Source organism: Enemella evansiae, from assembly GCF_004362375.1.
Classification (GTDB): domain Bacteria; phylum Actinomycetota; class Actinomycetes; order Propionibacteriales; family Propionibacteriaceae; genus Enemella; species Enemella evansiae.
This window is the reverse complement of record NZ_SNXA01000010.1, coordinates 343251-369234: the sequence shown is the minus strand read 5'-3', so window position 1 is coordinate 369234 and position 25984 is coordinate 343251. Positions and strand designations below refer to the sequence as shown.

General features: G+C 68.3%; 23 protein-coding genes. 3 read left to right on the top strand and 20 right to left on the bottom strand.

Features of this window, described 5'->3' with window-relative positions:
• Positions 1 to 6: 6 nt before the first annotated feature.
• Positions 7 to 1302 (top strand): cytochrome P450, encoded by a 1296-nt coding sequence (locus C8D81_RS13100; protein ID WP_166646806.1) that lies wholly within the window; start codon positions 7 to 9, stop codon positions 1300 to 1302.
• Here the strand turns inward: C8D81_RS13100 and C8D81_RS13095 are convergent.
• From C8D81_RS13095 to C8D81_RS13065, 7 genes are read right to left on the bottom strand one after another with little or no spacing between them, the layout of a single operon-like run.
• Positions 1292 to 2107, bottom strand: a complete 816-nt coding sequence (locus C8D81_RS13095; RefSeq protein ID WP_133626194.1) for a sugar phosphate isomerase/epimerase family protein — start codon at positions 2105 to 2107, stop codon at positions 1292 to 1294. The two genes, C8D81_RS13100 and C8D81_RS13095, sit on opposite strands and share 11 nt — an antisense overlap.
• A gap of 23 nt (positions 2108 to 2130) precedes the next feature.
• A complete protein-coding gene (locus C8D81_RS13090; protein WP_133626193.1) occupies positions 2131 to 3288 on the bottom strand; it encodes a Gfo/Idh/MocA family protein in 1158 nt (385 codons plus the stop codon).
• A gap of 2 nt (positions 3289 to 3290) precedes the next feature.
• Positions 3291 to 4463 carry a levoglucosan dehydrogenase gene (locus tag C8D81_RS13085; RefSeq protein WP_094404485.1) on the bottom strand — a complete coding sequence of 391 codons (1173 nt, stop codon included), beginning with the start codon at positions 4461 to 4463 and terminating at the stop codon, positions 3291 to 3293.
• A gap of 41 nt (positions 4464 to 4504) precedes the next feature.
• The gene (locus C8D81_RS13080; RefSeq protein ID WP_094430636.1) at positions 4505 to 5326 is read right to left on the bottom strand and encodes a sugar phosphate isomerase/epimerase family protein; all 822 of its coding nucleotides are present in this window, start codon (positions 5324 to 5326) and stop codon (positions 4505 to 4507) included.
• 36 nt (positions 5327 to 5362) lie between these two features.
• Positions 5363 to 6331, bottom strand: coding sequence for an ABC transporter permease (locus tag C8D81_RS13075; protein ID WP_094425872.1), 969 nt, complete (start codon positions 6329 to 6331; stop codon positions 5363 to 5365).
• Complete coding sequence (locus tag C8D81_RS13070) at positions 6328 to 7845, bottom strand: sugar ABC transporter ATP-binding protein (RefSeq protein WP_229119533.1); 1518 nt, start codon at positions 7843 to 7845, stop codon at positions 6328 to 6330. The genes C8D81_RS13075 and C8D81_RS13070 overlap by 4 nt, the downstream gene beginning before the upstream one ends.
• A gap of 37 nt (positions 7846 to 7882) precedes the next feature.
• Positions 7883 to 9037: a substrate-binding domain-containing protein gene (locus C8D81_RS13065; RefSeq protein ID WP_094430640.1), complete on the bottom strand. Its 1155-nt coding sequence runs from the start codon at positions 9035 to 9037 to the stop codon at positions 7883 to 7885.
• 250 nt (positions 9038 to 9287) lie between these two features.
• Between C8D81_RS13065 and C8D81_RS13060 the strand changes: the two genes are divergently transcribed.
• Positions 9288 to 10322, top strand: a complete 1035-nt coding sequence (locus C8D81_RS13060) for a LacI family DNA-binding transcriptional regulator (protein ID WP_133626192.1) — start codon at positions 9288 to 9290, stop codon at positions 10320 to 10322.
• A gap of 3 nt (positions 10323 to 10325) precedes the next feature.
• Here the strand turns inward: C8D81_RS13060 and C8D81_RS13055 are convergent, their stop codons facing one another.
• The 11 genes from C8D81_RS13055 to C8D81_RS13005 form a co-directional block, all read right to left on the bottom strand.
• On the bottom strand, positions 10326 to 11084 hold the full coding sequence (locus C8D81_RS13055; RefSeq protein ID WP_208109273.1) for an SDR family oxidoreductase: 759 nt from the start codon (positions 11082 to 11084) through the stop codon (positions 10326 to 10328).
• Positions 11085 to 11088: 4 nt separating this feature from the next.
• Entirely contained in the window at positions 11089 to 11925 is an 837-nt protein-coding gene (gene kduI, locus C8D81_RS13050; RefSeq protein ID WP_133626191.1) for a 5-dehydro-4-deoxy-D-glucuronate isomerase, read from the bottom strand.
• A gap of 39 nt (positions 11926 to 11964) precedes the next feature.
• Positions 11965 to 13110, bottom strand: coding sequence for a glycoside hydrolase family 88 protein (locus C8D81_RS13045; RefSeq protein ID WP_133626190.1), 1146 nt, complete (start codon positions 13108 to 13110; stop codon positions 11965 to 11967).
• A complete protein-coding gene (locus C8D81_RS13040) occupies positions 13107 to 15779 on the bottom strand; it encodes a hypothetical protein (RefSeq protein WP_133626189.1) in 2673 nt (890 codons plus the stop codon). The genes C8D81_RS13045 and C8D81_RS13040 overlap by 4 nt, the downstream gene beginning before the upstream one ends.
• Before the next feature lie 25 nt (positions 15780 to 15804).
• A complete protein-coding gene (locus C8D81_RS13035) occupies positions 15805 to 16719 on the bottom strand; it encodes a carbohydrate ABC transporter permease (RefSeq protein ID WP_208109272.1) in 915 nt (304 codons plus the stop codon).
• Positions 16716 to 17675 (bottom strand): carbohydrate ABC transporter permease, encoded by a 960-nt coding sequence (locus C8D81_RS13030; RefSeq protein ID WP_094356635.1) that lies wholly within the window; start codon positions 17673 to 17675, stop codon positions 16716 to 16718. Before C8D81_RS13030 ends, C8D81_RS13035 begins: the two co-directional genes overlap by 4 nt.
• Positions 17665 to 18969: an ABC transporter substrate-binding protein gene (locus tag C8D81_RS13025; protein ID WP_094356636.1), complete on the bottom strand. Its 1305-nt coding sequence runs from the start codon at positions 18967 to 18969 to the stop codon at positions 17665 to 17667. Before C8D81_RS13025 ends, C8D81_RS13030 begins: the two co-directional genes overlap by 11 nt.
• A gap of 21 nt (positions 18970 to 18990) precedes the next feature.
• On the bottom strand, positions 18991 to 19809 hold the full coding sequence (locus C8D81_RS13020; RefSeq protein ID WP_094425857.1) for an IclR family transcriptional regulator: 819 nt from the start codon (positions 19807 to 19809) through the stop codon (positions 18991 to 18993).
• Between the two features lie 198 nt (positions 19810 to 20007).
• Positions 20008 to 20877, bottom strand: a complete 870-nt coding sequence (locus C8D81_RS13015; protein ID WP_133626188.1) for an SDR family NAD(P)-dependent oxidoreductase — start codon at positions 20875 to 20877, stop codon at positions 20008 to 20010.
• Between the two features lie 14 nt (positions 20878 to 20891).
• Positions 20892 to 22049 (bottom strand): NAD(P)/FAD-dependent oxidoreductase, encoded by a 1158-nt coding sequence (locus C8D81_RS13010; RefSeq protein ID WP_133626187.1) that lies wholly within the window; start codon positions 22047 to 22049, stop codon positions 20892 to 20894.
• 30 nt (positions 22050 to 22079) lie between these two features.
• The gene (locus C8D81_RS13005; RefSeq protein WP_094402550.1) at positions 22080 to 23009 is read right to left on the bottom strand and encodes an ArsR/SmtB family transcription factor; all 930 of its coding nucleotides are present in this window, start codon (positions 23007 to 23009) and stop codon (positions 22080 to 22082) included.
• Positions 23010 to 23067: 58 nt separating this feature from the next.
• Between C8D81_RS13005 and C8D81_RS13000 the strand changes: the two genes are divergently transcribed.
• Positions 23068 to 24261 (top strand): MFS transporter, encoded by a 1194-nt coding sequence (locus tag C8D81_RS13000; RefSeq protein ID WP_133626186.1) that lies wholly within the window; start codon positions 23068 to 23070, stop codon positions 24259 to 24261.
• 41 nt (positions 24262 to 24302) lie between these two features.
• On the opposite strand, the gene C8D81_RS12995 is transcribed toward C8D81_RS13000, so the two are convergent.
• A complete protein-coding gene (locus C8D81_RS12995) occupies positions 24303 to 24677 on the bottom strand; it encodes a YchJ family protein (protein ID WP_208109271.1) in 375 nt (124 codons plus the stop codon).
• A complete protein-coding gene (locus C8D81_RS12990; protein WP_407644077.1) occupies positions 24670 to 25914 on the bottom strand; it encodes an MFS transporter in 1245 nt (414 codons plus the stop codon). Before C8D81_RS12990 ends, C8D81_RS12995 begins: the two co-directional genes overlap by 8 nt.
• Positions 25915 to 25984: the final 70 nt, after the last annotated feature.

Here is a 25984-nt window from a genome sequence, read left to right as displayed (position 1 = left end):
ACGGTCGTGGAAGCAGTTGCTGCCGAGACCGGCTGGCCGACCATCGATTACTGGCCGGCCGAGAACGCCATGTTCTGGGGTCGCCGGTTCAGCCCGGTCTACCCGACCTGGCTCGGTCGGCGTTACGTCTATCTGCTCGGCCCGGAGGCGAACGAGTTCGTCTTCGCCAATGATGGGCTGTTCCGGGTACGCGAGGCGTTCCGCGGGCTGATCCCGGTCGACGGCCCCACCGCGCTGATCGTCACCGACGGCCCGGATCATGCGCGTCGCCGCGCACTCGTCCGGCCGAGCCTGCATCACCGGCAGGTCGCGGGTTACGTCGAGACGATGGTGCGCACCGCCGACGAGGCACTGGCCGGGATCGCACCGGGCAGCACCGTCGATGGGTACCAGCTGTTCCGCGCAGCGATCCGCCGCTCCACCCTGCGCGCCCTCTTCGGCTCCCCACTGGCCGAGGACGCAGACATTCTTGGTGAGCAGCTGCAACCGCTGCTGTCGCTGGCCGATCTGATGCCGGACGTGGTCGAATGGCACGCCCGGCTGAACACCCCGCGGTACCGCCGTGCGATGGCCGCACGCGCCCGCGTGATCGCCCGCATCGACACCGAGATCACCCGGATCCGCGAGCTCGACCCCGCCGCCGAGAACCAGGTGCTGGCGATGCTGGTACACGGTCGGGACGGCACCGGCTCCGGGCTCACCGACGACGAGATCCGCGACCAGGCGATCATGCTGATCGCCGCCGGTTACGAGACCACCAGCGCCGCAATGGGCTGGCTGCTCTACACCGTCGGCCCCCGTCCGGAGCTGCAGGATCGGCTGCGCGCCGAGCTGGCCGAGGTGACCGGAGGGCGTACCCCGACCTCCGCCGATCTGGGCCGGTTGCCGTTGCTGTCGGCGACGGTGACCGAGACCCTGCGGCTCTACCCGCCGGCCGCGGTCTCGGCCCGCTACGTCGCCCAGGAGTTCACGTTCGGCGGCCGCCGGGTCCGACCGGGTACGACGCTGCTCTACAGTCCGTACGCCACCCATCGCGATCCACGGGTGTACGCCGAGCCGCGCGTCTTCCGGCCCGAGCGCTGGCTCGGTGACGAACGACGGCCGGCCGCGGAGTTCCTGCCCTTCGGCGGCGGCATCCATCGCTGCATCGGTTCGTCGATGGCGACCACCGAGCTCACCGTCATGCTGGCCCGGCTGATCGCGCGCGGCCGCTTTTCCCTGCCGACACAGCGAATCCACGCGCAGGGGATCTCGGCGATGCGACCAAGGGAGGGCGTACAGATCCGACTGGCTACCGGTTGACCGGACCGTCGGTGAGTACGCCGCTGAGGTACCGGTAGCTCTCGGCGATGCCGGTGAAGATGTCACCGGCGTAGTGGTCGAACTCGATGATGGCGTAGTCGGCCGACGGGGCGGCGGCGAGCAGTTCGGCCAGCGGGACATCGCCGTGACCGGCCGGTTGCTGGTCCTCCGGTAGCTGTTGCGCGGTGATGCCAGGGCGCATCGGACCGTCCTTGACGTGCACGGCGACCACCCGCTCGCCGAGCCGGTTGAGCAGCTGCTCCGGGTCGACGCCGCTGGCGACCGCCCAGTAGAGGTCGACCTCGAGGCGCACACCGGGGTCCAGCAGGTCGGCGAACACTTCCAGGGCGGGGATTCCGTCGATCACGGTGGTCAGTTCGTGATCGTGGTTGTGATAGCCGACCCGGAGTCCGTGGCCGGCGGCCTCGGCGGCGACGGCATTCAGCTTGTCGGCGTTGCGCTGCACGTCCGCCCGGCTCGCCCAGTGTTCGGTTGGTACGAACGGATCGATGAGGACCTCGACACCCAGCTCCTTGGCCGCGGCGAACGTGTCCTCCAGCGGCGGTACGGTCAGCAGTCCGTCCGGGGTGACGACGTCGTCCTCGATCATGATCGCGTGGGCGGTCGGCGCCGCCAATCCGTGCCGATCGAATGCGGTCTTGAGCGCATCGGTCTGCCGGACGAAGTCGAACGCTTCGACGGTGGTGAGGCCGATGTCGGCGAGTCGGCCGAGCGAACCGTAGAGGTCGGCGTCGAGTTCTCGATGCAGCGAGTAGAGCTGCACGGAGATCTGTGGAGTGGCCATGTCGGTTCTCCTTTTCGTGTGCGTCAAAGGGTTGCGGCGAATGGGTTGAAGTTCTCGGCGACCGGAGGCACCGGCTCGATCCGGCTCTGCACCGGGACGGTCGACCGGGTGGCCATTGCCTCGTCGATGGCGATCAGGGTGTCCAGGACGTGCAGACCGAGAGCTCCCGAGGCGAGTGGCCGGTCGCCCGTTCGGACGGCACGCGCCAGATCGAGTACGCCGAGTCCGCGGCCGACCTGCCTGCCGGTCACCGGAATGTCCTCCCAGACGGGCGGGGCCAGGGTGGCGGCCTCCGCCTCGGTGGGATCGGTGATCCCGGTCAGGTCCGGGATTCGGGTGAGCCTGACCTGACCGCTGAACCGGTTCGGATCGGGAATGACCAGGGTCCCCTCCGTGCCGGTGATCTCGACGACGCCCTGACGCGACATCGGGGAATCGAAACTGAGCACGCTCTGGGCGATGCCACCGTCCACGAACTCGGCGATGGCGGCGACATGGGTGGGCACCTGCACCTCGAACTCGGTGCCCCGGCGCGGGCCGAGCCCGATGGTGCGCTTGGGGTGACCGATGGAACCGTACGCGGCGACGCTGCGTACCGAACCGAAGACGTGCACCAGGGTTGTCAGATAGTAGGGACCCATGTCGAACAGCGGCCCGGCCCCGGGCGCGAACAAGAACTCCGGCCCGGGGTGGAAGGTGTCCGGGCCGATGTATTGCAGCACCGTCGAGGCGGACAGCGGTTGTCCGATGTCACCGCGGGCGATGGCCCGGCGCGCGGTCTGCACGCCGGGGCCCAGCACCGTGTCGGGAGCGACCCCGACCAGCAGTCCGGCCGCCTCCGCCCGGGCGAGCAGGTCCTGCCCGCTCGCCCGGTCGGTGCTGATCGGCTTCTCCGACCAGACGTGCTTGCCGGCGTCGATGGCACTCCCGGAGACCTGGGCGTGGACCGCGGGAATGGTGAGGTTGACCACCAGTTCCACCTCCGGATCGGCCAGCACGTCGGCGGGGTTCCCCCATTTCTCGATACCGAACCGCTCTGCCTGGGCCCGTGCCACTTCCGGGGTGCGGTCGCCGAGCACCACCACCCGGATGTCGGGGAACCGGGTGAGGTTCTCCAGATAGGCGGTGCTGATCATTCCGGTGCCGATGAGCCCGACACCGACCGGGCCGCTGCTGGCCATCGTCACGCACCCACCCGCGGGACATCGACCCAGCTCGACGAGGCCGCCGAGTTCGCGATGGCTTCCTCCACCAGGGCGAGCTGGTAGCCGTCGGCGAAGTTCGGTGAGACCGGGCTGCCGTCGGCGATCGCACGGAAGAAGTCGTGGGCCTCGATGATCTTGGTCTCGCCGTAGCCGATGCCGAGCGCCGGGATCGGCCAGAGTGCCTCACCGTAGGGCGTGGCAGGCCCGGTGTAGACCGTGCGGAAACCGCTGCGGTCCTTGGGATCGTCGGCGAAGCTCACCTGCAGTTCGTCGCGGCGCTCGTAGTTGAAGAAGATCGATCCCTTGGTGCCGTGGATCTCGAAGGTGATGTAGTTGTTGCGACCGTAGGCATTGCGGGTCGCCTCCATCGAACCGACGGCTCCGTTGTCGAACCGCAGCATGGTGATCACCTCGTCGTCCACGTCGACGTCAGCGCGCGGCCCGTCGCCGCCCCTGCTGGTGCCGAGCTGGTCGGCACCCCCGGACTGCACCGGCCGGGTCTTGATGAAGGTGGACAGCAGTGCGTTGACCGAATCGATCTCGCCGACCAGGTAGCGGGCCATGTCGAGGACATGGGTGCCGATGTCACCGAGCGCACCGGAGCCGGCGATCTTCTTCTGGAATCGCCACGACAGCGGGGAATCCGGGTCGGCACTCCAGTCCTGGAGGTAGGTCCCGCGGAAGTTCAGGATGTCGCCGATCGCGCCTTCCTCGATGTACTTCTTGGCCAGGGCGACCGCTGGCGTCCGGCGGTAGTTGAACGCCACCATGTTCACGGTGTCGGCATCCTTGACCGCTTCCCACATCGCCTTGGCTTCCTCGACGGTACGCGCCAGCGGCTTCTCGCAGATGATGTGCTTGCCCGCCTGCGCGGCGGCGATCGCGATCTCGGCGTGCAGGTGGTTGGGGGTTGCGATGTCGACGACCTGCACATCGGGATCGTCGATGATGGTGCGCCAGTCGTCGGTGGCCCGCTCGAATCCGAATCGCTGGGCGGCGTCGGCGGCGAGATCCGCGTCGGTTTCCGCCAGTACGGAACGGATCGGCAGCGCCGGGGCCGGCCAGTAGAACATCGGCATCGCGGCATAGGCAAGGGAGTGGGCCTTGCCCATGAAGCCACCGCCGATGAGACCGACATTGAGTTTCTGCATGGTGTTGCGCTCCTTCGATTGGAGGATGTTCGGAAAGGGGTTCAGCCGGCCAGCAGCCGGTCGAGGTAGTTCTTGCTGATCCGTGCCGCCTCGACCGGATCACCGTCGTAGGAATCCAGCTCGACCATCAGCCAGTCGTCGTAACCGGCCTCCTTGATCGCGGCGAGGATGTCGGGGAAGTCGAGGCTGCCCTGCCCGAGCGGGGCGAAGGTGAACGGGTCGGCGATGTAGTCCTTCAGGTGCACGTGCCGGATCCGGTCGGGATAGCGACGGATCAACGCCGCCGGATCCCCGCCACCGGCGGCCAGATGGGCGGTGTCGGGGCAGAAGCCGATCTTCGTCCGCGGCATCAGCCGCTCCAGCTGCTCGGGGCCCTCGACGATGGTGCTCAGATGCGGGTGATAGCTCGCGTCGAGGCCGACATTGGCGGCGATGTCGGTCACCTGATCCAGCGCATCGGCCAGCGCGTCGTAGTCGGAGTCCCGGATGCCGTCGGCGCGGGTGGCGCCACCGCCGACGACCAGGCGCTGTGCCCCGAACCGGGTGGCCAGGTCCGCCGCGCGCCGGATCCGGTGCAGCTCGTCGGGCAGGATGTCGGCGTAGATGAAGTTGGCACCGGTGTAGACACTGACCAGCTCGACACCGGCCCCGGACAGCAGGTCCTTCAGCTCGTCGGGCCGGTCTTCGTACTCCGCCAGGTTCCCGTCGAACATCTCCACGCCCTGGTACCCGACGCCGGCGATGTCCCGCACGGCGTCGGGCATCGAGCCGTTGGTCAGGTAGAACAGATCCTTGACGCTGGTGACGCCGACCGGGTGGCCGACGACGCCGCCCCAGGTGATGGTGCAGTAGCCGAGCTTCATGTGGATTTCCTTTCTGGGCAGGGGAACAGGGAGGTACTACTTCTTGCGGGCCAGGGCGACCGCGAGGATGATGATCACGCCGCGGACGACCTGTTGCTGGCTGGAGTCGAGTCCCGCCAGGATCAGCCCGTTGTTGATGAGTCCGATCAGCAGGGCGCCGAACAGGGTTCCGACCACGGAGCCGGCGCCGCCGAACAGGCTGGTGCCACCGAGGATGACGGCCGCGATGGCGGACAATTCGTCGCCGGTGCCCCACTGATACCGACCCGACTCGAGCCGGCCGGCGTACAGCATCCCGGCGATCGACGCGACGACTCCGGAGAGCAGCATGACCGAGAACTTGATCTTCCTGGTGTTCACGCCGGTGAAAGCGGCCGCGGTGCGGTTGCCACCGGTGGCCAGCACCTGGCGGCCGAAGCGGGTCCGGTTGAGAATGATCGCCCCGAGCACGACGAAGATCGCGCTCCAGAACAACAGCCCCGGGATCGGACCGAAGTTCCCGCCGCCGAAGATCAGGTTGAAGGTGTCGTTGAGGATCGGCTGCGGCGCGGAATTGGTGATCCACTGGGCGACGCCCGCGGCGACACCGAGCATGCCGAGGGTGACCAGGAACGAGGGGATCCCCAGCAGGCTGACCAGTGCCCCGTTGACCGTGCCGACCAGCACCCCGGTCAGCAGACCAGTGAGGATCCCGGGAACCAGTCCCCAGGCAGCGATCCCCATCGCGGCGGTGACCGAGGACAGTCCGGCCACCGATCCGACGCTGAGGTCGATCTCGGCGCAGGCGATCACGAAGGTCATGCCGACGGCGATGACGGTGATGGTCGCGGTCTGCCGGAAGATGTTCAGCAGATTGTTGGGGGACAGGAATCCCTGATCCCTGAGCAGAACGGCGAAGAAGCCGAAGATGACGACGAAGCCGATGTAGATGACATAGCGGCGCCAGTCCAGCTGGCGCAGGGTCGCGCCCAGGCCGCCGGCGTTGGCGGTTGCGGTGGTGCTCACTTCTCCACTCCTTGTACGGCTAGCTCGAGGAACTCCTCGTCGGCGATCGCCTCCCGGGCGTACTCGTCGACGACGTGTCCATCACGGATGATGAGGATCCGGTCGCTGACGGCCAGCAACTCGGGGTATTCGGAGGAGATGACGATCACGCCCTTGCCGGTCGCGGCCAGTGCGCGGATCATCTCGACGATCTCGGATTTGGTCCCGATGTCGACGCCCGCTGTCGGCTCGTCCAGGATCAGCACCCGCGGGTCGGTGCCGAGCCACTTGGCCAGCACGACCTTCTGCTGGTTGCCTCCGGACAGCAGTCGCACCGGGCGGTCCGGATTGTCCACCTTGACGGCGAAGCGTTCGATCAGCTCGGTGGAGATCGTCCTGCTCTTCCTGGTGTCGAGCAGGGGGCCCTTCTCGACCTGCTTCAGCAACGGAAGCATCAGGTTCTCCCGGACCGAGTGCTCCAGCACCAGGCCCTGTTCGCGGCGATCCTCGGGGATCAATGCGAGGCCCTGGGAGATCGCCCGGTCGGGCGATGACAGGTTGATCCGCTCGTTGTGCAGCAGCACCTCACCCGAGCGGGCTCGGTCGACGCCGAAGAGCACCCGGGCCAGCTCGGTCCGCCCACTGCCCATCAGTCCGGCCAGGCCGATCACCTCTCCGGCCCGGAGTGTGAACGACACGTCGTTGACCCGCGGTGGGGCGTTGAGATTGCGCGCCTCCAGCAGAATCTCCTCGGAGATCTCGTGCTCCGGCCCCCGATAGACCATCTCGGCACCGAGCTGCTTGCCGACGATGCCCTCGACGATCTCGGCCGGCTTGATCTCCGCCAATCTCTTTGTCAACAAGCGGTTTCCGTCCCGCAGGATGGTGATGCGATCGGCGATCCGGTACACCTCGTCCATCCGGTGGGAGATGTAGACGATGGCGATGCCCCGCTGTTTGAGTCGGTCGATCAGCTCGAACAGCGCCTCGCTCTCGTGGCGGGCCAGACTGGCGGTCGGCTCGTCCATGATCAGCACCCTGGCGTCCTGCGCGAGCGCCTTTGCGATCTCGGTCAGCTGCCAGTACGCGGTGCTGAGGTCGCCCACCCGGGCTCGAGGATCCACCTCGACCGCCATCTCGGCGAAGATCTCGGACGCTCGCCGGTTCGCCGCGCGGTCGTTGATCAACCCGGTCCGGGTCAGCGTTTCCGAACCCAGGAAGATGTTCTGGGCCACCGTCAGGGTGGGCACCAGGCTGAACTCCTGGAAGACCATTCCGATCCCGGCGGCCTTCGCCTCGTGGATCGAGGCGATCTCGACCGGCTCGCCGGCGATCTCGATGCTGCCCTCGTCCCTGCTGTACACCCCTTGCAGGATCTTCATCAGCGTGGACTTTCCGGCTCCGTTGCCGCCGGCGAGGGCGTGGATCTCGCCGGCATCGACCTCGAAGTCGACTCCGGTGAGCACCGGAACTCCGTAGAAGGCCTTCTTGATCCCGGTCATCCGGATCGCTGCGTTCGATCGTGGCTCACTCATCGCGTCACCTCCTTGTGATCGTGTGCTGACAGCCGGTTCAGCGCTTGACGGAGTTCTGCAGATCCGCCGGCGGTTCGGTGTGGTAGACCTGCCGCCAGGCCTCCAGCACGTTGTCGTGGGTGACGGGAAGTGCACTCAGGGCCACGTACGGCGGCACCTGCTTGCCCAGCGCGGCGCTGGCGGCGGCGTTCACCTCGGTCACCCCCTGGTCGTAGGGCACCTGCGCGCCCAGGCCGACGACGAGTTCGTTCTTGGCCAGCGCGATCGCCACGTTCTTGCCCAGATCCTCGGTCGCGATCTTCAGGTCACCGCGCCCGGAAGCCCGCGCCGCCGCCATCACCCCTTCGGCCGGAACGTCCCAGACCGCCCAGATCCCGGTGAGGTTCGCGCGCTTGGCCAGCATCGCGTTCGCGGCGGCCTGCGCGTCACCGGCGAAGTCCGGCCCGGCGATGCCCTTCTCCTCGACGATCTTGAGATCCGGGTAGTCGCGGGTGATCGTGCTCTTGAAGCCCTCGTAACGCTGCTTGGTCACGAAGAAGTCGGCCTCGTGGTAGATCAGCCCGATCTCGCCCTTGCCGCCGGTGGCCTTGGCCAGCAGGTGCGCCGACACGACACCGTTGCCCAGATTGTCGGCGGACACCACCGTGACGTAGTCCTTGCCGGCCTGCATGCCCTGGGGGACGTTGTCCATGAAGACCAACTTCACGCCCGCATCGGCGACCTTCTTGTACGCCGAGGCGGTCGCGACCGGGTCGGTCGGGATGGACACGATGATGTCGGGCTTCTTGGTCATCACGGTCTCCAGGTCGGAGACCTGCTTGTCGGGCTTGAAGTTGGCGTCGGTGGTGGCCACGATCTCGATGCCGAGCTTGTCGAACTGCGCCTTGAGCCCGGCGATCTGGGCATTGGCCCAGTCGTTGCCGCCGTAGTGCATGACGATCGCGGCCTTCAGCTTCTTGGCCTTGACCTGCTCGATCTCGGCGGCGTTCAGCTCGACGCTCTGGGCGACGGCCGGTTCCTCACCGTTCGGGCCCTTCGACAGCACCTTTCCGGTGACCTCGGACAGGGCTTTGTCCGCCTGCGCCGACACGGCGGGGTCGGCGGTCATCACCGTGGTGTTCGCCGAGGTGCACGCGGTGAGCCCCAGCACCAGAGCCGCGGCGAAGGCGCCCAGTTTGGTCCTTGTCATCATGTTCCTCTCCTCTGAGGTTGATGCGGTGAGCGCCCGTCGGCCTGGGTGTGGAACCGGCCGGGAAAGCCGGCTCCAGATGTGATCTTCGTCGCCAGGAACGGATCAGGCGGCCCGATAGCGTTCAACTGTGAACGGTCACGGTTATCGTGTCAAGAGGCTGTGATTCAGATCACATCCGGTCGTTTCGCGCCGTTCGCCGGGTGTGGTCGTACGGTGAGGAGGCGGTCTCGACCGAACCGGGAGCCGTGGGATGGAGACAGATTCGATGGCAAACACAGGGCTACGGCGCTACCCGAGCATTCGAGACGTCGCCAAGGCAGCTGGGGTGTCGTACCAGACCGTTTCGCGGGTTCTCAACGATCTTCCCGATGTCGCTCCCGCCACCCGCACGAAGGTGCTCGCCGCCGTCGACGAACTGGGTTACCGCCGGAATCTCACGGCCCGGAATCTCGCCACCAATCGGTCGACCACCATCGGGATCGTGACCGACGACTCCCCCCGCCTGGGCCCGGTCAGCACCCTGATGGCACTCGAGAAGGCGGCCCGCCAGCGAGGTTCGAACTGCTCGGTCGTCACCGTCGCCGAACCGTACGCCGATACCGTGCCCACCGCGCTGCGTGGCCTGGAGGAGGTCGGCGTGCACGGCATCGTGGTGATCGCGCCCGTGGTGTCCGCGGCGGCCGCGGTGCGCGCCACCCGGGTCCGGACGCCGCTGGTGCTGATCGCCGCCGGGGAGGATTCGGCCCCCGGACTGTTGGCCTTCGCCGAGAACCAGGAGTTGGGTGCCCGGATCGCGACCCAGCATCTACTGCGGCTCGGCCACACCGACATCGTGCACGTCGCCGGCTCCCAGGACTGGTTCGACGGCCGCACCCGGTTACGCGGGTGGGCCGCCGAGATGCGAGAGGCAGGCCTGCCCGCCGACCGCTGGTACGAGAGTGACTGGACGCCGCGATTCGCCTACGGGGTTGGGAAAAAGCTCGTCGTCGAGGGCCTGCCGACCGCGGTCTTCGCGGCCAGCGACCACATGGCGCTGGGCCTGTTGCGGGCCTTCGCCGAGAGCGGGGTGCGGGTACCGGAGGATGTCAGCGTGGTCGGCTACGACGACGCGGAAGGCTCCGACTTCTACTTCCCGCCACTCACCACGGTACGCCAGGACTTCATGGGTCTCGCCACCCGTTCGCTGGAGCTCCTCGACAAGCCGACCGACGACCCGTTCGGCGACGAGCCACCCACCGAACCGCTGCTCCAGATCAGGCAGAGCACCGCCCGGCCGCGGCGGTAGCAGTCAGCGGGCCATCCAGCCGCCGTCCACGGTGATGATCGAACCGTGCACGTAGTCCGCACCCGGGGAGGCCAGATAGACCGCCGCGGCCGCGATGTCTTCGGGCTTCCCCCAGCGACCGGCCGGAATCCGCGCCATCAGTTCGGCGGAGCGCTTCTCGTCATCGCGCAGCGCCTGGGTGTTGTCGGTGGCGATGTAGCCGGGGGCGATCGCGTTCACGTTGATGCCCTGGCCGGCCCACTCGTTGGCCAGTGCCCTGGTCAGGCCGGCGATCGCCGACTTGGCCGCGGTGTAACCGGGCACGTTGATCCCACCCTGGAAGGAGAGCAGCGAGGCGGTGAAGATGATCTTGCCACCCGCGCCGCGCTCCAGCATCGACCGGCCGACCTGGCGGGCCAGCACCCAGGGGGCGTCCAGGTTGATCTGCAGGACATCGGCCCAATCCTGATCGCTGTGCTCGGCGGCCGGCGTACGCCGAATGATGCCGGCATTGTTCACCAGGATGTCCACCGAGCCGAGGTCGGCGGCCAGCTCGGCGACGCTGACCTTGTCGGACAGGTCCGCCTGTCGCCAGGTGAGCGTACGCCCGTGCTTCTCCGCGGCCTCGGTCAGCGCCTTGGGCGGTTCGACACCGGTGGCGACACCGATCACGTCGGCACCGGCCTCCACCAGGGCGACCGCGATCGCCTCACCGATGCCGCGGGAGGCACCGGTGACCGCCGCCGTTTTTCCGGACAGGGAGAACAGATCCAGGATGCTCATGATCTCACCGTAGTTCAGTGATCTGCTGCCACTCGCAGTCGGCATAGTCGGTGTTCTCCCCCGCCATCGCCCAGACGAAGGTGTACGCCGAGGTGCCCATGCCGGCGTGGATCGACCAGGGCGGTGAGATCACCGCGTTCTCGTTGGCGACGATCACATGTCGGGTCTCCGACGGCTCACCCATCAGATGCACCACCCGCTGATCCTCGGGCAGGTTGAAATAGAGGTAGATCTCGCTGCGTCGGGCGTGCACGTGGGCGGGCATGGTGTTCCACATCGACCCCTCGGCGAGCACGGTAACCCCCATCACCAGCTGGCAGGACTGGGCGCCGTCGGCGTGGATGTACTTGTAGATCGTGCGCTCGTTGGAGTTCTTGATGTCACCGAGCGAGATCGGGGCGGCCTCGTCCTTGGTCACCCTGGTGGTCGGGTGCTCGGCGTGCGCGGCCGCGGAGACCAGATAGAGCCGGGTGTCCCCGGCGAAGGTGACCTGCTTGGTGCCGCGGCCGACGTAGAGCACCTCCTGGTTCTCGAGCTGGTATTCCGTGCCATCGCAGGAAATGGTGGCGGTGCCGGAGCCGATGTTGACGACGCCGAGCTCGCGGCGGTCGAGGAAGTTCTCGGCGCGCAGCTCGTCGGGGACGGGCAGTTCCAGGGTCTGGCCGGCAGGTACCGCGCCACCGATCACCAACCGGTCGGCCATCGAATAGCAGAGGCGTACCTCACCGTCGGCGAAGAGGTCGTCGACGACGAACCGTTCGCGCAGGTCGGTGGTGTCGAACAGCGGCAGCTGGTCGGGGGCGATGGCGTGGCGGACGTCGATCTCTGAGGTTTCGGGCATCAGATCTTCCTTCCTGGGTTGGGGAATCGGGGCGGGATGTCAGGTGAGGTGGCGGAGTGCGGCGGCCCAGCCGTGCAGGCCGAGTCCCTGCCCCCACAACTGGAGGCGGTCGCTGCGGATCACCGAATAGCCGAACGGGATCAGTTGCAGCACCGTGCCGGCGCTGGTCTGGGTGAGCCCTCCCTGGTCGTCGAGATAGGGGTGCAGACGCAACATCGCGGTACGCCCGGTGGCGCGGTTGGCCTCGGGGTCGATGCCGAGCGCGGCCGCCCGCAGCAGGGCGGCGACGAGCCCGGCAGCGGCCGAGGTCTCCACGATCCCCCGGGTTTCGGGATGTCCGTCCACCAAGACGTACCACACCGCGTCATCGGGCAGGCAGTCGCGTACCCCGGTGAGCTGCGCGGCCAACCGATCGGTGAGCCGGCGCTCCAGGTCCACGGGCAGGGCACCGTCGTGGAAGTCCAGCAGCTCACAGGCGGCCAGTGCCAGCCAGGCGTTGGCCCGACCCCAGCGACACGGCGGCACCTCGCCGTGGTGGGAACCGTGCGCCATCAATCCACTGCGCGGGTCCTGCAGGATCTCGGCGTGCGCGAGCCACTGCTCGGCGGCGCGCACGATCAGATCCTCCCGCCCGACCAGTCGGCCGTGGTGGATCAGAAAGGTGCCCATCATGTAGGCGGTGTCGGCCCAGACGCCACCCGGCCAGTGCTCGACGGCACCGTTGGCGTCCAGGGTCGCCGCCCCCGGAGTGTCCAACCAGGCAAGCAATCGCTCACCGACGGCGGGGTCGCCCAGGCGTGCGGCGGCAGCACCGGGGGCCAGGTTGTTGACGTGGTCGATGACGAGCTGGTCCACGGGGTGGCCGGCGAAGTAACCGGTGACCACCGGTGGGATCTCGGCACCGAGCGCGAGGGCGGCATCGACCATCCCGCCGAGGACCACTCCCTCGCCCCAGAACCAGCGACTCAGATCCAGGGTGGCCGAGCGATCCATCAACCGGCGCAGGTCCGCGCGCAACCGGTCGGCGGTGAGCTCGGCCGCCGGCAGTGCGGGCAGTGGTGGGTCGGCGAGCTGGGCGACGGTCGGGTCCAGGCCCACCTCGCCCGGTTCGTCGGCCGGACCGGGGAAGGCACCGGGTACGCCGGAGAGTTCGGCGAGGTCGGCGGGACGCTGCTGTTCGCTCATCGCTGCTCCCCCACCTCGAGGCGGACCTGATGGCTGAGGCCGTCCAGGCGGTAGTCGAGCCGGGTGCTGTCCCCGGTCACGAAGGGGCCGTCCAGACCCGGTTCGTTGCCCAGCGGTTCGTCGATCCGGCCGTCGACCAGGAACGGCCCGTCGAAGTCGAGTTCCAGCGCCGGGCGGCCCTCGGGTGCAACGGCGGCCCGCGGGCCGAGATCACCGGCGGTGTAGTCGGGTTCTCCCAACGAGGACACGAAATCCTGCAGGCTCCCGTCGGTGGCAGCCCGGCCCACGACGCACACCCACGCGGTGCCGTCACCGAGGGGACGCAACTCCTGCAGCGCGTCCGGCCCGCTGCGCACCAACCGGGCGCCGCCGGCGGTGCTCAACGCGACGTAACCGTCGCCGACCCGGCCGGCGGTCCAACTGCCCTGCTGCAGCCATTCGTCGAGGTGGGTGGTCGGGAACCAGGCGTGGCTGTAACCCATCGGGTCGTCCGGCCCGATCCGGTGCAGGGCGATCAGGGTGTCGCGGTGCTGGCGGACCCGGGGCAGTTCCCGGTTCCCGGCCCAGCCGTTGGGCCGCGCCGACGGGGAGACCGAGTCGTTCGGCGCATGGTTGACCGCGATCTGCGCCTCCGGGCCCAGGGTGGCGCCCCAGATGTATTCCTGCAGCCCCGGCAATCCGGCCCGATAGTCCTGCGCGGAGGACAACATCACCTCGGGTGCGCGGTAGAAGACCGCCCGGGACCGGTAGGGCCGCGCCAGCAGGTCGTGATCGAAGCGGTACGCCCCGGCGTACCGCTGCTCGTGCCAGGTCGGCTCGGGCCCCGGAATCGCCAGCCGGCAGGCGATCTCGGGCACCTGGTAGCGCTCGGCGGTGGCGATCGCCGCGGTCGGCAGTACCGCGTCGTTGAGGGCGCCGACGCCGAAGCAGACCCATTGGATCGGGGCGGTCTCCTCCAGCCGCGAGGAGCGCTGGGTCTGCACATAGGAGCGGCCGTGGGCGGCCCCGTGCACCCCGCGCCAGGAGTTGCTGGCTAGGGAGAGCAGGATCCGGTCGGCGAGCGCGGTGGCGAGTCTGCCCAGCTCCTCGTCCTCGGCGAGTTCGACCAGCGAGATCGCGGCGAAGCAGTCGATGGCCAGGTAGGCGTTCGAGTCGAACTCGGCGAAGCCACCGGGCAGGCGTACGCCCAGCCATTCGAGCAACAGTTTCCGGCCGTGGGCGGCGTGTTCGGCACCGGTCCAGCCGGAGTTGGTGAACCTCTGGTCGGCGAACAGGGTGCCGATCAGATATTCGGCGGTGTGCCAGACGAACTGGTGGTTCTCGGTGAAGTAGCACATCGCGTCCAGGCCGGGCTGGTCGATCCAGAACTTGAAGCCCAGCAGGGATTCGGTGACCTGCTCGCGGACCCCGTCGGCCCACTGCTCGGAGGGTACGCGGTGCAGCAGGTGCGCCAGTCCGACCGCCTCGAAGTCCGCGCAGTCGGCTCGGTGGTCGATCATCCAGAGCGCCTTCTGGACCCGCTCGGCGGTCACCACTGGTTCGGTGGCATCTTGTGCAGCCAGCGTGTGGGCGGCGAGCGCCGCGGCCGTACCGCCGATGGTCAGCGCGTGTTCGAGGAACTCCCGGTGCCACTGGGCGGGCTCGCCGATCGGCGTACCGCGGTAGTCCCGGGGCAATCGGGCGAACGGCAGCAGCCGCCGGATCGGGCTCGTCGGTTGATCGGCGACGGCGATCGAGGCCTCGTCGTAGGGGCGGGACAGCATCGAGGCGCCGGTGCCCCCGGAGGACAGGTCGTCCTCGTCGTCGGCGTCCTCCTCGGCGGTGAAGTCGACCGCGACCGGTTTCTCGGAGAGCGCGACCCGACGGGTCACGTCGGCGACGGTGGCCTCGACGGTCAGCCCGCGCGGGCCGGTGAGCAGCAGCTCACCGGTGTCACTGCCCCAACGCGCCGAGCCGACGGCGTTGAGCAGCAGTTCGCTGCCCCGGGCCACGTCCTCATCGGCGCCCGGACTGGGGATCACCACCCGCACCGGCAGACCGAGCACCCGCACCCGGTAGACCTGGCGTACCTCCCGGAAGGCGACCTGCCAACCGGCCAGCACCAGTGTCGAGGTGCCGGACGGCAGCCACACCTCGACCCGGTGCACACCCGGTTCCATGTAGCGGACCTCGTTGCTCGACAGCAGTTCCTTCCCATCGAGCCAGAGCGTGAACGGCCCGGTCGCGGCGACCTCGATGGTGCGTCGGTCGGCCTGATCCACCTCCAGCAGGGTCGCCGCGGTGGCGTACCGCCATTGCGGGGTGTAGCAGAACTCCGACCAGTCGAGCAGGCCGTCGGCGTTGGTGTGCACCCGATGCCACTGCCCCACCTGCTCGGCGCCACCGGCGGTCAGGGTGAACGCCCCGCCCTCGACCACCTCACCGACCGGCGGAGCGGTGATCCGCTGCGTAGGTAGCAGTTTTTCCTTCAGGGGCGTGACATCCGGGCCGTTGGTGAGCACCCAGCGGGTATCGGTGTGGCTGAGTTCACCGTCGACGTCGAACGGGTCGCCGGCGGCCGGCAGGTCGGCACCGAGGTCGGCCTCTGCGGCGTACGCCGGACTGATCAGCCAGTCCCGGACGGTGCGCCGGGCATCGAGTGGGTGGACGGTTCGGTTGGTGATGGGCACGCAGATCCTCGGTTGTTCGATGCCGTTACTTGATGCCGGTGTTGGAGATGCCGGTGACGATGTGGCGCTGCAGGAAGAGGAAGATGATCACCACGGGCAGCATGCTGACCACCGACATGGCCAGGATGTAGTTGAACGGGACGGTCTCCTCGGCGCTGAACTGGGCCAGTGCGACCGGCAGGGTGTACATCTCCTGCTTCTGGCTGATGATCAACGGCCACAGGAAATCGTTCCAGCGCCACATCACCGAGAAGATCGTCACCACCGCGATCGCCGGCCCGCACAGCGGCACGACGATCCGCCAGAAGATCGGGAACTCCCGGGCCCCGTCAACGCGGGCGGATTCGATCAGCTCGTCGGGGATCGTCAGCATGTACTGCCGGAGCAGGAACACACCGGTCGGGGTGGCTGCCGGCGGGATGATCAGGCCCCAGTAGGTGTTGATCAGGTTCAGATTGTTCGCGACCTGGTAGACCGAGATCAGGACCACCTGCAGCGGCACCATGATCATGGCCAGCACCACGACGAACAGGAAGTCCCGGCCGCGGAAGTTGTACTTGGCAAGGCCGTAGGCGCACATGGTGTTGATCACCACGGTGAGCAGGGTGGCACCGATGGTGACGACGACCGAGTTGAACAGATAGCGGGTGAAGTCGAATCTGCTGATCGCCTCGGTGTAGTTGGCCAGTGTGAACGCCTCCGGCAGCAGGGTCGGTGGCCGCAGCCCGAGCTCGGCCTGGGTCTTGAAGCTGGACAGCACCGCCCAGATCAGCGGGATCAGTACGCCCAGTGCGGCCACGATCAGCACCGCGTAGCGGAGCACGGTCATCGTGGTGGGTGTGCTGCTGGAGCCGATGGAGGTCCACTTCTTGCCGTTCGCGGTCCTCCGCTGCTTGGGCTCGGGGCCGGTGCTCGGCTCGGCCTGCTGGAGCGTACTCATGCCGCATCCTTCCTGCGCCCGTAGGCGAAGTTGGCCATCGTCAGCGCGAACACGATGAAGAACAGCACCACACCGCCGGCGGCACCCAGGCCGTAGCGGATCGGGGTGCTGAACGCCTTCTCGTAGATGTACTGCACGATCAGCGTGGTGGCACCGACCGGCCCACCGCCGGTGAGGGTCCAGATGAAGTCGAAGGATTGGAAGCCGGCGATGGTGGAGAGGATCAGCACGACCAGAGTGGTCGGCCGCAGCAGCGGCCAGGTGATCTGGAAGAAGCGCTGGGTGGCGCTCGCCCCGTCCACCTTGGCGGCCTCGTAGACGTTGGGGTCGATGCCCTGCAACCCGGCCAGCACGATCAGCGTGTAGAAGCCGGTGTGCATCCACAGCCCGACGAAGATGACCACGCCGAGGGCGAGGTTCTCATCGACCAGCCAGGGGATCTCGCCGATGCCGAAATTGCCGAGCGCGACATTGACCAGGCCGTTGGAGCGCTCGAACATCCAGCCCCAGAGCAGGCCGATCACCACCGCCGACAGCAGCGACGGCAGGAAGAGGACGGCCCGGAAGAAGGTGCGGCCGCGGAAGCGGTCGTTGAGCAGCACCGCGAACAGGGTGGAGAAGACGATGGTCAGCACCACGAAACCGATGGTGAAGATCGCGGTGTGGGCGAGAACGCCCAAGAACTCGTCATCGGTGGAGATCTCGGCGAAGTTCTCCAGGCCCACGAACTCGAAGAGCTGGCCGTCGCGAGAGTCGAAGAGCGCGATGTAGAACATCCACAGCGCGGGAATGATCGTGAAGATGGTGAAGACCACCATGTTGGGCAGCACGAACAGGTAGGGGGCGAGCGTCCTGCCCAGGGGCCGCGAGCGCCTGGCCCGCGGGGGCGTACCGCCGCCCGGGGCAGGAATGCTCCCGCCCCGGGTCGGCTCGGTGACTACCTGGTCAGCTGACATCCTTGATGGCCTTCTCGGTCGCTTCCTTGAGCTTCTGAGTGGCGCCGGCCGGTTGTTCCTTCCCGGCAAGGACATTTGCGGTCTCGGAGACGAATCCCTTGGCGGCATTGGTGAAGGCCGGTGAATACGCCGAGGCGTAGGTGTCCTCGGGGGTCTCGGAGATGTCGTCCTTGAAGACCTGCATGTCGTCGGAGCGCACCTTGTAGTCGATCGTTGCATCGACCAGGTCGGTGCGGGTCGGCAGGAAGTTGGCCTGGGCGTCCATCTGCTTCTGGTTCTCCTGGGAGTTCATCCAGGTGACGAATTCCGCCGCCAGGGCGGGGTTCTTGGACTTCTTGAAGGCGGCCATGAACTTGCCGCCCGGGAAGCCGCCGCAGCGTTCCTGGCAGGGGTTCGGAACCGCCTGCCAGCCGAACTTGGCGTTCTTGGCGAAGGCGGCCACCTGCCAGTTGCCGGAGATGTAGACCGGGACCTGCTGGGCCAGGAAGATCTCGTTGGCCGCCTTGTATTTGGAGCCCGCCTGCAGGGTCAGATCCTTGGGCATGGTGCCGTCGTTGTTCCACTTGGCGAAGTCGGTGAGCATCGCGGTGGTCTTGGCGTCGTCCAGGCCGACCGACTTGCCGTCGGGACCGATCAGGTTGGTGCCGTACTGGCTGAGCATGGTGGAGAAGCGGTGGCCGGAGACATCCATCGCGACCGCGTTCTCGGTGTTGTTCGCCGCCTGCACCTTCTTGGCGGCATCGACCATCTCCTGCCAGGACTTCCACGGCTTGTCCTTGGTGGGCGGTTCGACACCGGCCTTGCGAAACATGTCGGTGTTCACGAACGGGCCGTTCATCGTCAGGTCGCTGGGCACCGCGAGCCGTTCCCCGTTGTCCCCGGTGGTCCACTTGTCCACGCCGGGGATGAACTTGCCGTCCAGCTCGCTCTTCTGGAACTGGTTCAGATCGAGCAGCTGGGTCTTCACATTGGTGAGGGTCGCCAACCGGGCCACATCGGGTGCGTTGTCACCGGTCAACCGGGCCTGCAGGGACTGGTCGAGGTTGGCGAACGGCACGATCTCCAGGTTGACCTTGACGCCCTTTTCCTTTTCATACTTGGCGATCAGGTCCCGGGTGGCCTGTTCGTCGGGGCCGTCGGTGAAGTAGAGATAGGTGAGTTCCTGGGGCCCACTGCGCGGGTCGGTGTTGGCGGCCTGCGGCTGGGTGGACTGCTGCTGGCCGGGTGTGCAACCGGCCATCGCCAGCGCACCGGCGCACATCAGCGCCACTGCGGTGGTGCGGAGCTTGGTCATGGGTCTGCCTTTCTTGGGACGTCACTGGCCCTGGGTGTGGCCCTGATCGAGTTGGTTCTGGTCGAGGTCGCCCATCCGCTCGGAGAGCGCGCGGGCGGTGGCGATGACCCGGTCGATGACCCGGTCCTGGTGGTGTCGGATCCGGTCCTGTGGACCCGCGACGGAGATCGAGCACACGGGGTGGCCGACATGGTCGACGACGGCGACCCCGAAGCACATCACCCCGAGTTCGTGTTCGCCCAGGTCGACCGCCCAGCCACGCTGCCGGGTCTCCTCGAGCTGGCGGCGCAGCTCGTCGGTCGTGGTGATGGTCGTCGGCGTGAATGCCTGCAGCTGCAGGGATTCCACGATCTGCTCGCGTTCGGGTTCGGGCAGTGCGGCGAGGTACGCCTTGCCGAGCGAGCTGGCGTACACGGGTCGCCGGGCACCGAGCAACCGGCGTACGCCGACCAGATGATCGCTGTGGTCCTCGTGGGCGATGTAGACCATCTCGTCACCGTCGCGGATCGCCATCAGCGCGGCCTCGCCGAGCTCGTCGGCGAGCTGCACCAGCAGCTTGCGGCCGTGTTCCCAGGGGTCGAAGGCGCGCATCCCGGCGACGCCGAGCAGCACCGATCGCTCCCCCGGGACGACCCGGCCGTTGAGCGTCGAATCCCATTCGACGAGCCCGTGTTCGCGCAGCGTGGTGAGCACCCGGAAGGCCGCGCTCTTGGAGAGGCCGACGCGTTCGATCAGGTCGCTGACGGTGGGCTGCTGACCCTGGGACAGCAGATCGAGGATGGCCAGCCCGCGCTGCAGCGTGCCGGCCGGGCTGTCGATTTCCACCGCACGGCTCGCCATGCGCACCTCCCCGGACGTATGAACCGCTCATCGGGACGTGATCCCGATGACTGGTCCGAACGTAGGCCGACAGGGTCGTCAAGTCAATGGTTGGGATGCCGATTCGGTCAGCGATTCACCGGATCGTGACCAATTCCGAGGCAACGGCGATTCATCTCGACACGCGCCCCATTGCTCCGCTTCGCTCCGCATGGGGCGCTACTCGATGAACGTTTCGCGTTCCACAAGGTTCCAGACCCAGCGGGCGGCTTCCGGGGCGGTGGCGCGGGCGTCGGGGATCTGCGGCGTCGGGTGGCCGCGCATCGCGCGCCGGCCGTCCGGGCCGACATAGCTGGTCGGCGGCAGCACCTCGGTGGCGGCGTACAGGGTCGGCCAGGAACCGGCGACCTGGTCCTGCGAGAACGGCCGCGAGGTCAACCGGATCAGGGCGTTCAGTGGTTCGAACCGGCTGACGTTCTGCAGGTTGGTGACGGCGAAGCCGGGATGGGCGAGCTGCACGTCGACCGGGCTCTGCTCGGCGGCCAACCGGCTGCTCAGCTCGCGTGCCCAGAGCATCAGCGCGAGCTTGCTGGCGGCGTACGCGGCGAAGGGCTGGTAGCGGCGGTTCCGCCAGTGCGGGTCGTCGCGGTCCAGGCGGGCATTGCGATGCGCCTCCGAACCAACGATCACGATCCGGTGTCGGACCTGTGGCAACAGCAGCCGGTTCAACAGTGCGGGACCGTGGCAGTTGGTACCGAGCGTCAATTCCAACCCCTGCACGGTTTCCTGCCGCGAGGAGGACACCGCGCCGGCGTTGTGGATCAGCACGTCGAGGTCCCCGGTGACGGACTCGGCGGCGGTCCGGATCGACGCCTGGTCGGCGAGATCACAGCGCACCACCGCACCCCGGCCACCGAATTCGGCGAGCAGCTCGCCGGCCCGATCCGCGTTGCGGGCGAGCAGTACCAGCTCGGCGCCGTGCGCGGCGAGTGCGCGGGCGGCCTCCTCGCCGATACCGTGCGTCGCGCCGGTGATGGCGTACCGCTGGCCGGTCAGGTCGGGCAGGTCGCTGTCGGTCCAGTCAGCCATGGATGGATGCCTCGCTATCCGCGGGTGTAGATGTCGTTGTAGTGCGCGATCGCCTGCCGGTGCAGGAGTTGCGGATCGCCGGTGGCGAAACGCAGCGGGTCGAGCCGCCGGTCGCTGTCGGTGGCCCGGTCGTCGAGGACCCGGTCGAGCGCTTGGGCTGCGCCGACCGAGTGGGTGACCCAGACGGCGGCGGCGACCGCGATCCGGTCGGTGAACCGGCCGACCAGCGGCAGGTTGTCCGGGGTGACCGCGAAGACGCCGTCGAGCCGGCGCTCGGGGGTGAGCAGGTCGGGACGCGCCATCAGCGCCCGGGCCTCGGCGAGCACCGGATCGAAGCGACCGTCCCAGCTCAGGTCTGCCCTGTCCCGCTTGCCCATCTCGACGGTTTCCGGCGGATGCCCGTAGCTGCCGAACCCCCAGCGTTCACCGTGCCAGCGGGCGTACACGTGCTGTTCGGGGAAGCGGACGAACGGTTCGGTGACGGCCGGCGCGGGCACCCGAGCGCCCCAGGCGTAGGGATGCCGGACCGGTACGACCGGGCAGCGCAGCCCGAGCAGGTCGGTGAGACCGGCGGTCCAGACACCGGTGCAGAACACGACCCGATCGGCCGCCACCGGCCCTCCTGGGGTGCCGAGGCGTACGCCGTCGTCGGCCAGTTCGATCGAGGTGACCGGGGTGTCGAAGACGAACTCGGCACCGGCGGTCTCGGCCCGGGCCCGCAGCCGCGCGGTCAGGCCGCGGGCATCGGCGACGGCATCGCGGCCGAAGAACAACGCGGCGGCGGTACGCGCCGGGTCGACGAGCTCGGGGGCGCGGGCCGCCGCCTCCGTGGCGGTCAGCATCTCGGCGTCGAGACCCTGCTCATGGGCGGCCGCCAGGCGTTCTTCCAGCGCGGGTAGGCCGTCGGGGCCGGTTGCGATCTCGAGGCAGCCGACCCGCTCGAACAGCGCCGGGTCACCGTCGGCGAGCCGCTCGAGGGCCCGGGTGGTGGCGACGGCCAGCTCGGTGGCGACCGGATCGCCGCCGTACTCACCGATGAACCCGGGCGCATGTCCGGTCGAGCCGGCGAGCTCGGGTCCACCCTGGTCGAGGACCAGGACCTCGTCCTTGGGTGCGCGCAGGGCCGCGACCGCGGTACCGACGATTCCGGCTCCGACGACGACCACGCGCATGCTCGTCAGACTAGTGCGCGTGCGTGGGTGTCACTGCACGAGGTCGTCACCCAGGGGCGTACGCCAGTAGAGGACCTCGCGACCGGAGCGTCGGCGTACCACCAATCCGGACTGCAGCAGCACCCGCAGATGGTTGCCGACCGCGCCGATCGGCAACCTGGTCTGCGCGGCCAACTGGGTGGTCGAGCGCGGGGTGTCCAGCAGCCGGAGCAACCGCGCCCGATTGGGGCCGAGCAGCGCTGCCAGGCTGCCGGCCGGTTGCGGATCGGCGGGGATGCCGAACCCGGTAGCCGGATAGCTGAGGGCGAAGCGGTGCTGCGGCAGGTCCCAGCAGGCGTGGCCCTTCGATCCCGGTACCGGGTGGAAGAACAGCTCGGCACCGCTCAGGTCCTTGGGCGGCAGATCGTGCCCGCTGATCCGCAGCGCGCCGCCGGGGCGGTACCGGGTGCCCGGGCGGATGTCCTCGATCGCGGCCGCCCATCCGCCCCGGCTCAGCGCCGTGGTCCGGGAGACGATGTCGGCCTCCAGCACGCGCCGGGTTCTCGGCCAGTCCGGCGCCACCGACCGGTCCCAGGCCAGTTCCAGCAGGCGGGCCACCCGATCGCCGAGTCGGCGGGCCCGGCGGAGCGCCGGCGGCACCCCGCCCTGCCTGCTCGTCACCGCGAAGTCCGCCCGGATCTGCGCATCGGGACGCTCGCGGACACCACCGAGCTCCTCACTCAGGGAACCGGCCGGCAGCACCGCGGGGGTGAAACAGTCGGCGGTCCAGGAGGCCGCGAACCCCTCGGCCAGCATCACGGCCAACACCGGATCGACAGCCAGCGCGTCGCCGAACGGGCCGTCCCCGGGGGCGCGACCCCGCACGGCCAACCCGCGCAGCGCGACCATCGCCACCGCCAGATGGGAGACCGCGAACCGGGCCCGGGCGAGCACATCCGGGCCCAACAGCCACTCACTCACCTTTCGTCCTCACGCGAATCATTATCCCCCGAGTGGCCCGTCGGGTTTCAGTCATCCGGTGACCACCTACACCCGACTGCTGCGCGATGGCGAGGTCCGAGCGCTGCTCACCAGCTCGGCCGCGCTGGTCGCCGGGAACGCCCTCACCGGACTGGCGCTGGCGACCCTGGTGAACACCGCGACCGGTTCGTCGCTGCTCACCGCCCTCAGCCTGTTCGGGCCGACGCTCGCCCAACTGCTCGGCGGTTCGGCCCTGATGTCCCTCGCGGACACCGGGCGGCCCCGGCGGGTGCTCGCGCTCAGCCAGGCCTCGGCCGCGCTCTGTGCGCTCGCCCAACTGCCGGCCGGTCTGCCGGTCGGGGTACGCCTCGGGTTGGTTCTGCTCACCGGTCTGCTCGCGTCGGTGTCGGGCGGGGTGCGTTACGGGTTGTTGTCCGAGGCCGTCGGGGTCGAGGGGTACGCAGCCGCGCGGTCGCTGCTGAACGTGTCGACCGGGGCGATGCAGATCGCCGGGTTCGGTTCCGGGGCGATCCTGCTGGCATGGTTCACCCCGCAGCACCTCTTCGGGATCACCGCCGGAGTGCTGGCCCTGTCGACGATCGGCATCCTGACCGGCGTACGCGACCGCTCCAGCCGGCCGGTCACCCGGCCGGGTGTGCGGCAGACGGTGCGGACCAACCGTTGGTTGTTCCGGCAGCCCGCACTGCGGCCGCTGCTGCTCAACGCCTGGCTGCCCAACGGCCTGATCGTCGGCTGTGAGGCACTCTTCGTGCCCTATGCCGGGCCGCGGGCCGGGGCGTTGTTCGTCGCCGCTGCCGTCGGCATGCTCTGCGGGGACCTGATCGTCGGCCGGTTCCTCTCCCGCGGCCGCCGAGCCCGGCTCGGCAGTTGGCTCCGGGTGCTGCTCGCGGCGCCCTATCTGCTGTTCTGGTTCCGGCCGGAGATCCCACCGGCGGTACTGCTGGTGGCAGTGGCATCGGTCGGGTTCGCGGGCACGCTGCCCCTGCAGGAGCGGATCCTGGCGCTCACCCCACCCGCCACCCGCGGCCAGGTGCAGGGCGTGGAGGGTGCCGGCCGGATGGCGATGCAGGGCGTCTGCGCGCTGACCGCCGGGGCTCTGGCCGAGCTGCTACCGACAGCCACCGTGATGACCCTGCTCGCGGGAGTGTCGCTGCTGGTCACCGTCTGCTCGATGCGCGCGCTCCGCCGCGCCGGTTCATCTCGACACGGCCGCAAGCGGCCTACTCGATGAGCGGATAAGACCGGCCGCAAGCGGCCTACTCGATGAGCGTTTCAACCGTCGAGGTAGAGCCAGCGGCCGGCGCGGCGGGCGAAGCGGGAGCGCTCGTGCAGGGCGCTCGGCGTCCGCGCGCCCGGTTCCCGGTAGCGGGCGATGAACTCGACCATGCCGGTGTCGTCTCCGGCGCCGCCGGCCTCGGTGGCCAGGATCTCCAACCCGAGCCAGTCCAGCGGGGCGGTGTCGACCTCGGCGGGCCGGGTCCGCGGATGCCAACTACGGAAGAGAAAATCGTCGCGGCCGCAGACGAACGCGCTGTAGCGGGCGCGCATCAACTCCTCCGCCGTCACCGCCTGCCGCGCCCCGTCGTGCAGCGGACCGCAGCAGTCGGCGTACCCCCGCGACGAACCGCAGGGACACGACTCAGACACGGGTCCGGTCGTAGGCATGGCCCTGTTCGCGGTCCAGATGCGTCTCGTCCTTGTTCTTCAGGAAGACGATGTAGACCACCAGCGAGATCGCGATGGCGATGGTCACGTAGACGATGAAGATCGGCACCATGTCCTTCGACTTGAACCACTGGTAGATCAGCGGCGCCGTGCCGCCGAAGGCCGAGTTCGCCAGGCCGTAGCCGAGGCCGACACCCAGCGCCCGGATGTGCGCGGGGAACAGCTCGGCCTTCACGATCGCGTTGATCGAGGTGTAGCCGGTGAGGATGATGTATGCCACCGCGACCAGCAGGAACGACATCACCGGATTGGTCGTGGTCGGCAGGAAGGTGATCAGCACGTAGGTCCAGAACAACCCGCCGATCCCGAAGCCGACCAGCAGCGGCTTGCGACCCACCTTGTCCGAGAGCAGCCCACCGAGCGGTTGCAGGCACATCAGGAAGATCAGGCCGAGCAGGTTCAGCCAGGTCGCGGTGGTCGGGCTGTTCTTGAAGGTCGCCTTGACGATCGCCGGCGCATTCACCGAATAGGTGTAGAACGCGACCGTACCGCCCATGGTGATCAGGAAGCAGAGCAGCAGCGGGCGCCAGTAGTTCACGAACAGTTCCCGCAGCGAACCCGAGGAGCGGTCACCGCCGGCCTTCACCTCGGCCAGGTATTCGCTCGACAGCGACTCGTCCATCGTCCGGCGCAGCCAGAAGACGATCAGTGCGGCCACCCCGCCGATCGCGAACGGGATCCGCCAACCCCACTCCCGCAGGGCCTCCTGGGACATCGTGTAGGTGAGGACCAGCAGCGTGAACTGGCTCAGCACGTGCCCGCCGACCAGGGTCACGTACTGGAACGAGGAGAAGAACCCGCGCCGTTCCCGGGTCGCGGCCTCGGACATGTAGGTCGCCGAGGTGCCGTATTCACCGCCGGTCGCGAAGCCCTGGATCAGCCGGCAGAACATCAGCAGCACCGCCGCCCAGACACCGATCGTGTCGCGGGTCGGCAGGCAGGCGATGACGAAGGAGGCAGCGGCCATCACCGACACCGAGATGGTGAGCGCGGTACGCCGGCCGTGCCGGTCGGCGAACCGGCCGAAGTACCAGGAGCCGACCGGTCGCATCAAGAAGGTGACCGCGAACACCGCGTACACGTAGATCTGCGAGTTCTTGTCCGCCGGGTCGAAGAAGCTCGACTCGAAGTAGGTCGCGAACACCGTGTAGGTGTACACGTCGTACCACTCGACGAGATTGCCGAGCGATCCCTTGATCGTGTTGCCGATCGCCCGCGCCGTGCTGGTC

What these genes read in the sequence shown, in the direction of transcription:
- C8D81_RS13090 (WP_133626193.1), bottom strand. Translation starts at nt 3,288, where the DNA reads ATGGCCAGCAGCGGCCCGGTCGGTGTCGGGCTCATCGGCACCGGAATG.
- C8D81_RS13035 (WP_208109272.1), bottom strand. Translation starts at nt 16,719, where the DNA reads ATGAGTACGCTCCAGCAGGCCGAGCCGAGCACCGGCCCCGAGCCCAAG.
- kduI (WP_133626191.1), bottom strand. Translation starts at nt 11,925, where the DNA reads ATGCCCGAAACCTCAGAGATCGACGTCCGCCACGCCATCGCCCCCGAC.
- C8D81_RS13045 (WP_133626190.1), bottom strand. Translation starts at nt 13,110, where the DNA reads ATGAGCGAACAGCAGCGTCCCGCCGACCTCGCCGAACTCTCCGGCGTA.
- C8D81_RS13080 (WP_094430636.1), bottom strand. Translation starts at nt 5,326, where the DNA reads ATGAAGCTCGGCTACTGCACCATCACCTGGGGCGGCGTCGTCGGCCAC.
- C8D81_RS13025 (WP_094356636.1), bottom strand. Translation starts at nt 18,969, where the DNA reads ATGACCAAGCTCCGCACCACCGCAGTGGCGCTGATGTGCGCCGGTGCG.
- C8D81_RS13030 (WP_094356635.1), bottom strand. Translation starts at nt 17,675, where the DNA reads ATGTCAGCTGACCAGGTAGTCACCGAGCCGACCCGGGGCGGGAGCATT.
- C8D81_RS13015 (WP_133626188.1), bottom strand. Translation starts at nt 20,877, where the DNA reads ATGGCTGACTGGACCGACAGCGACCTGCCCGACCTGACCGGCCAGCGG.
- C8D81_RS13070 (WP_229119533.1), bottom strand. Translation starts at nt 7,845, where the DNA reads ATGAGTGAGCCACGATCGAACGCAGCGATCCGGATGACCGGGATCAAG.
- C8D81_RS13065 (WP_094430640.1), bottom strand. Translation starts at nt 9,037, where the DNA reads ATGATGACAAGGACCAAACTGGGCGCCTTCGCCGCGGCTCTGGTGCTG.
- C8D81_RS13085 (WP_094404485.1), bottom strand. Translation starts at nt 4,463, where the DNA reads ATGCAGAAACTCAATGTCGGTCTCATCGGCGGTGGCTTCATGGGCAAG.
- C8D81_RS13095 (WP_133626194.1), bottom strand. Translation starts at nt 2,107, where the DNA reads ATGGCCACTCCACAGATCTCCGTGCAGCTCTACTCGCTGCATCGAGAA.
- C8D81_RS13055 (WP_208109273.1), bottom strand. Translation starts at nt 11,084, where the DNA reads ATGAGCATCCTGGATCTGTTCTCCCTGTCCGGAAAAACGGCGGCGGTC.
- C8D81_RS13060 (WP_133626192.1), top strand. Translation starts at nt 9,288, where the DNA reads ATGGAGACAGATTCGATGGCAAACACAGGGCTACGGCGCTACCCGAGC.
- C8D81_RS13010 (WP_133626187.1), bottom strand. Translation starts at nt 22,049, where the DNA reads ATGCGCGTGGTCGTCGTCGGAGCCGGAATCGTCGGTACCGCGGTCGCG.
- C8D81_RS13020 (WP_094425857.1), bottom strand. Translation starts at nt 19,809, where the DNA reads ATGGCGAGCCGTGCGGTGGAAATCGACAGCCCGGCCGGCACGCTGCAG.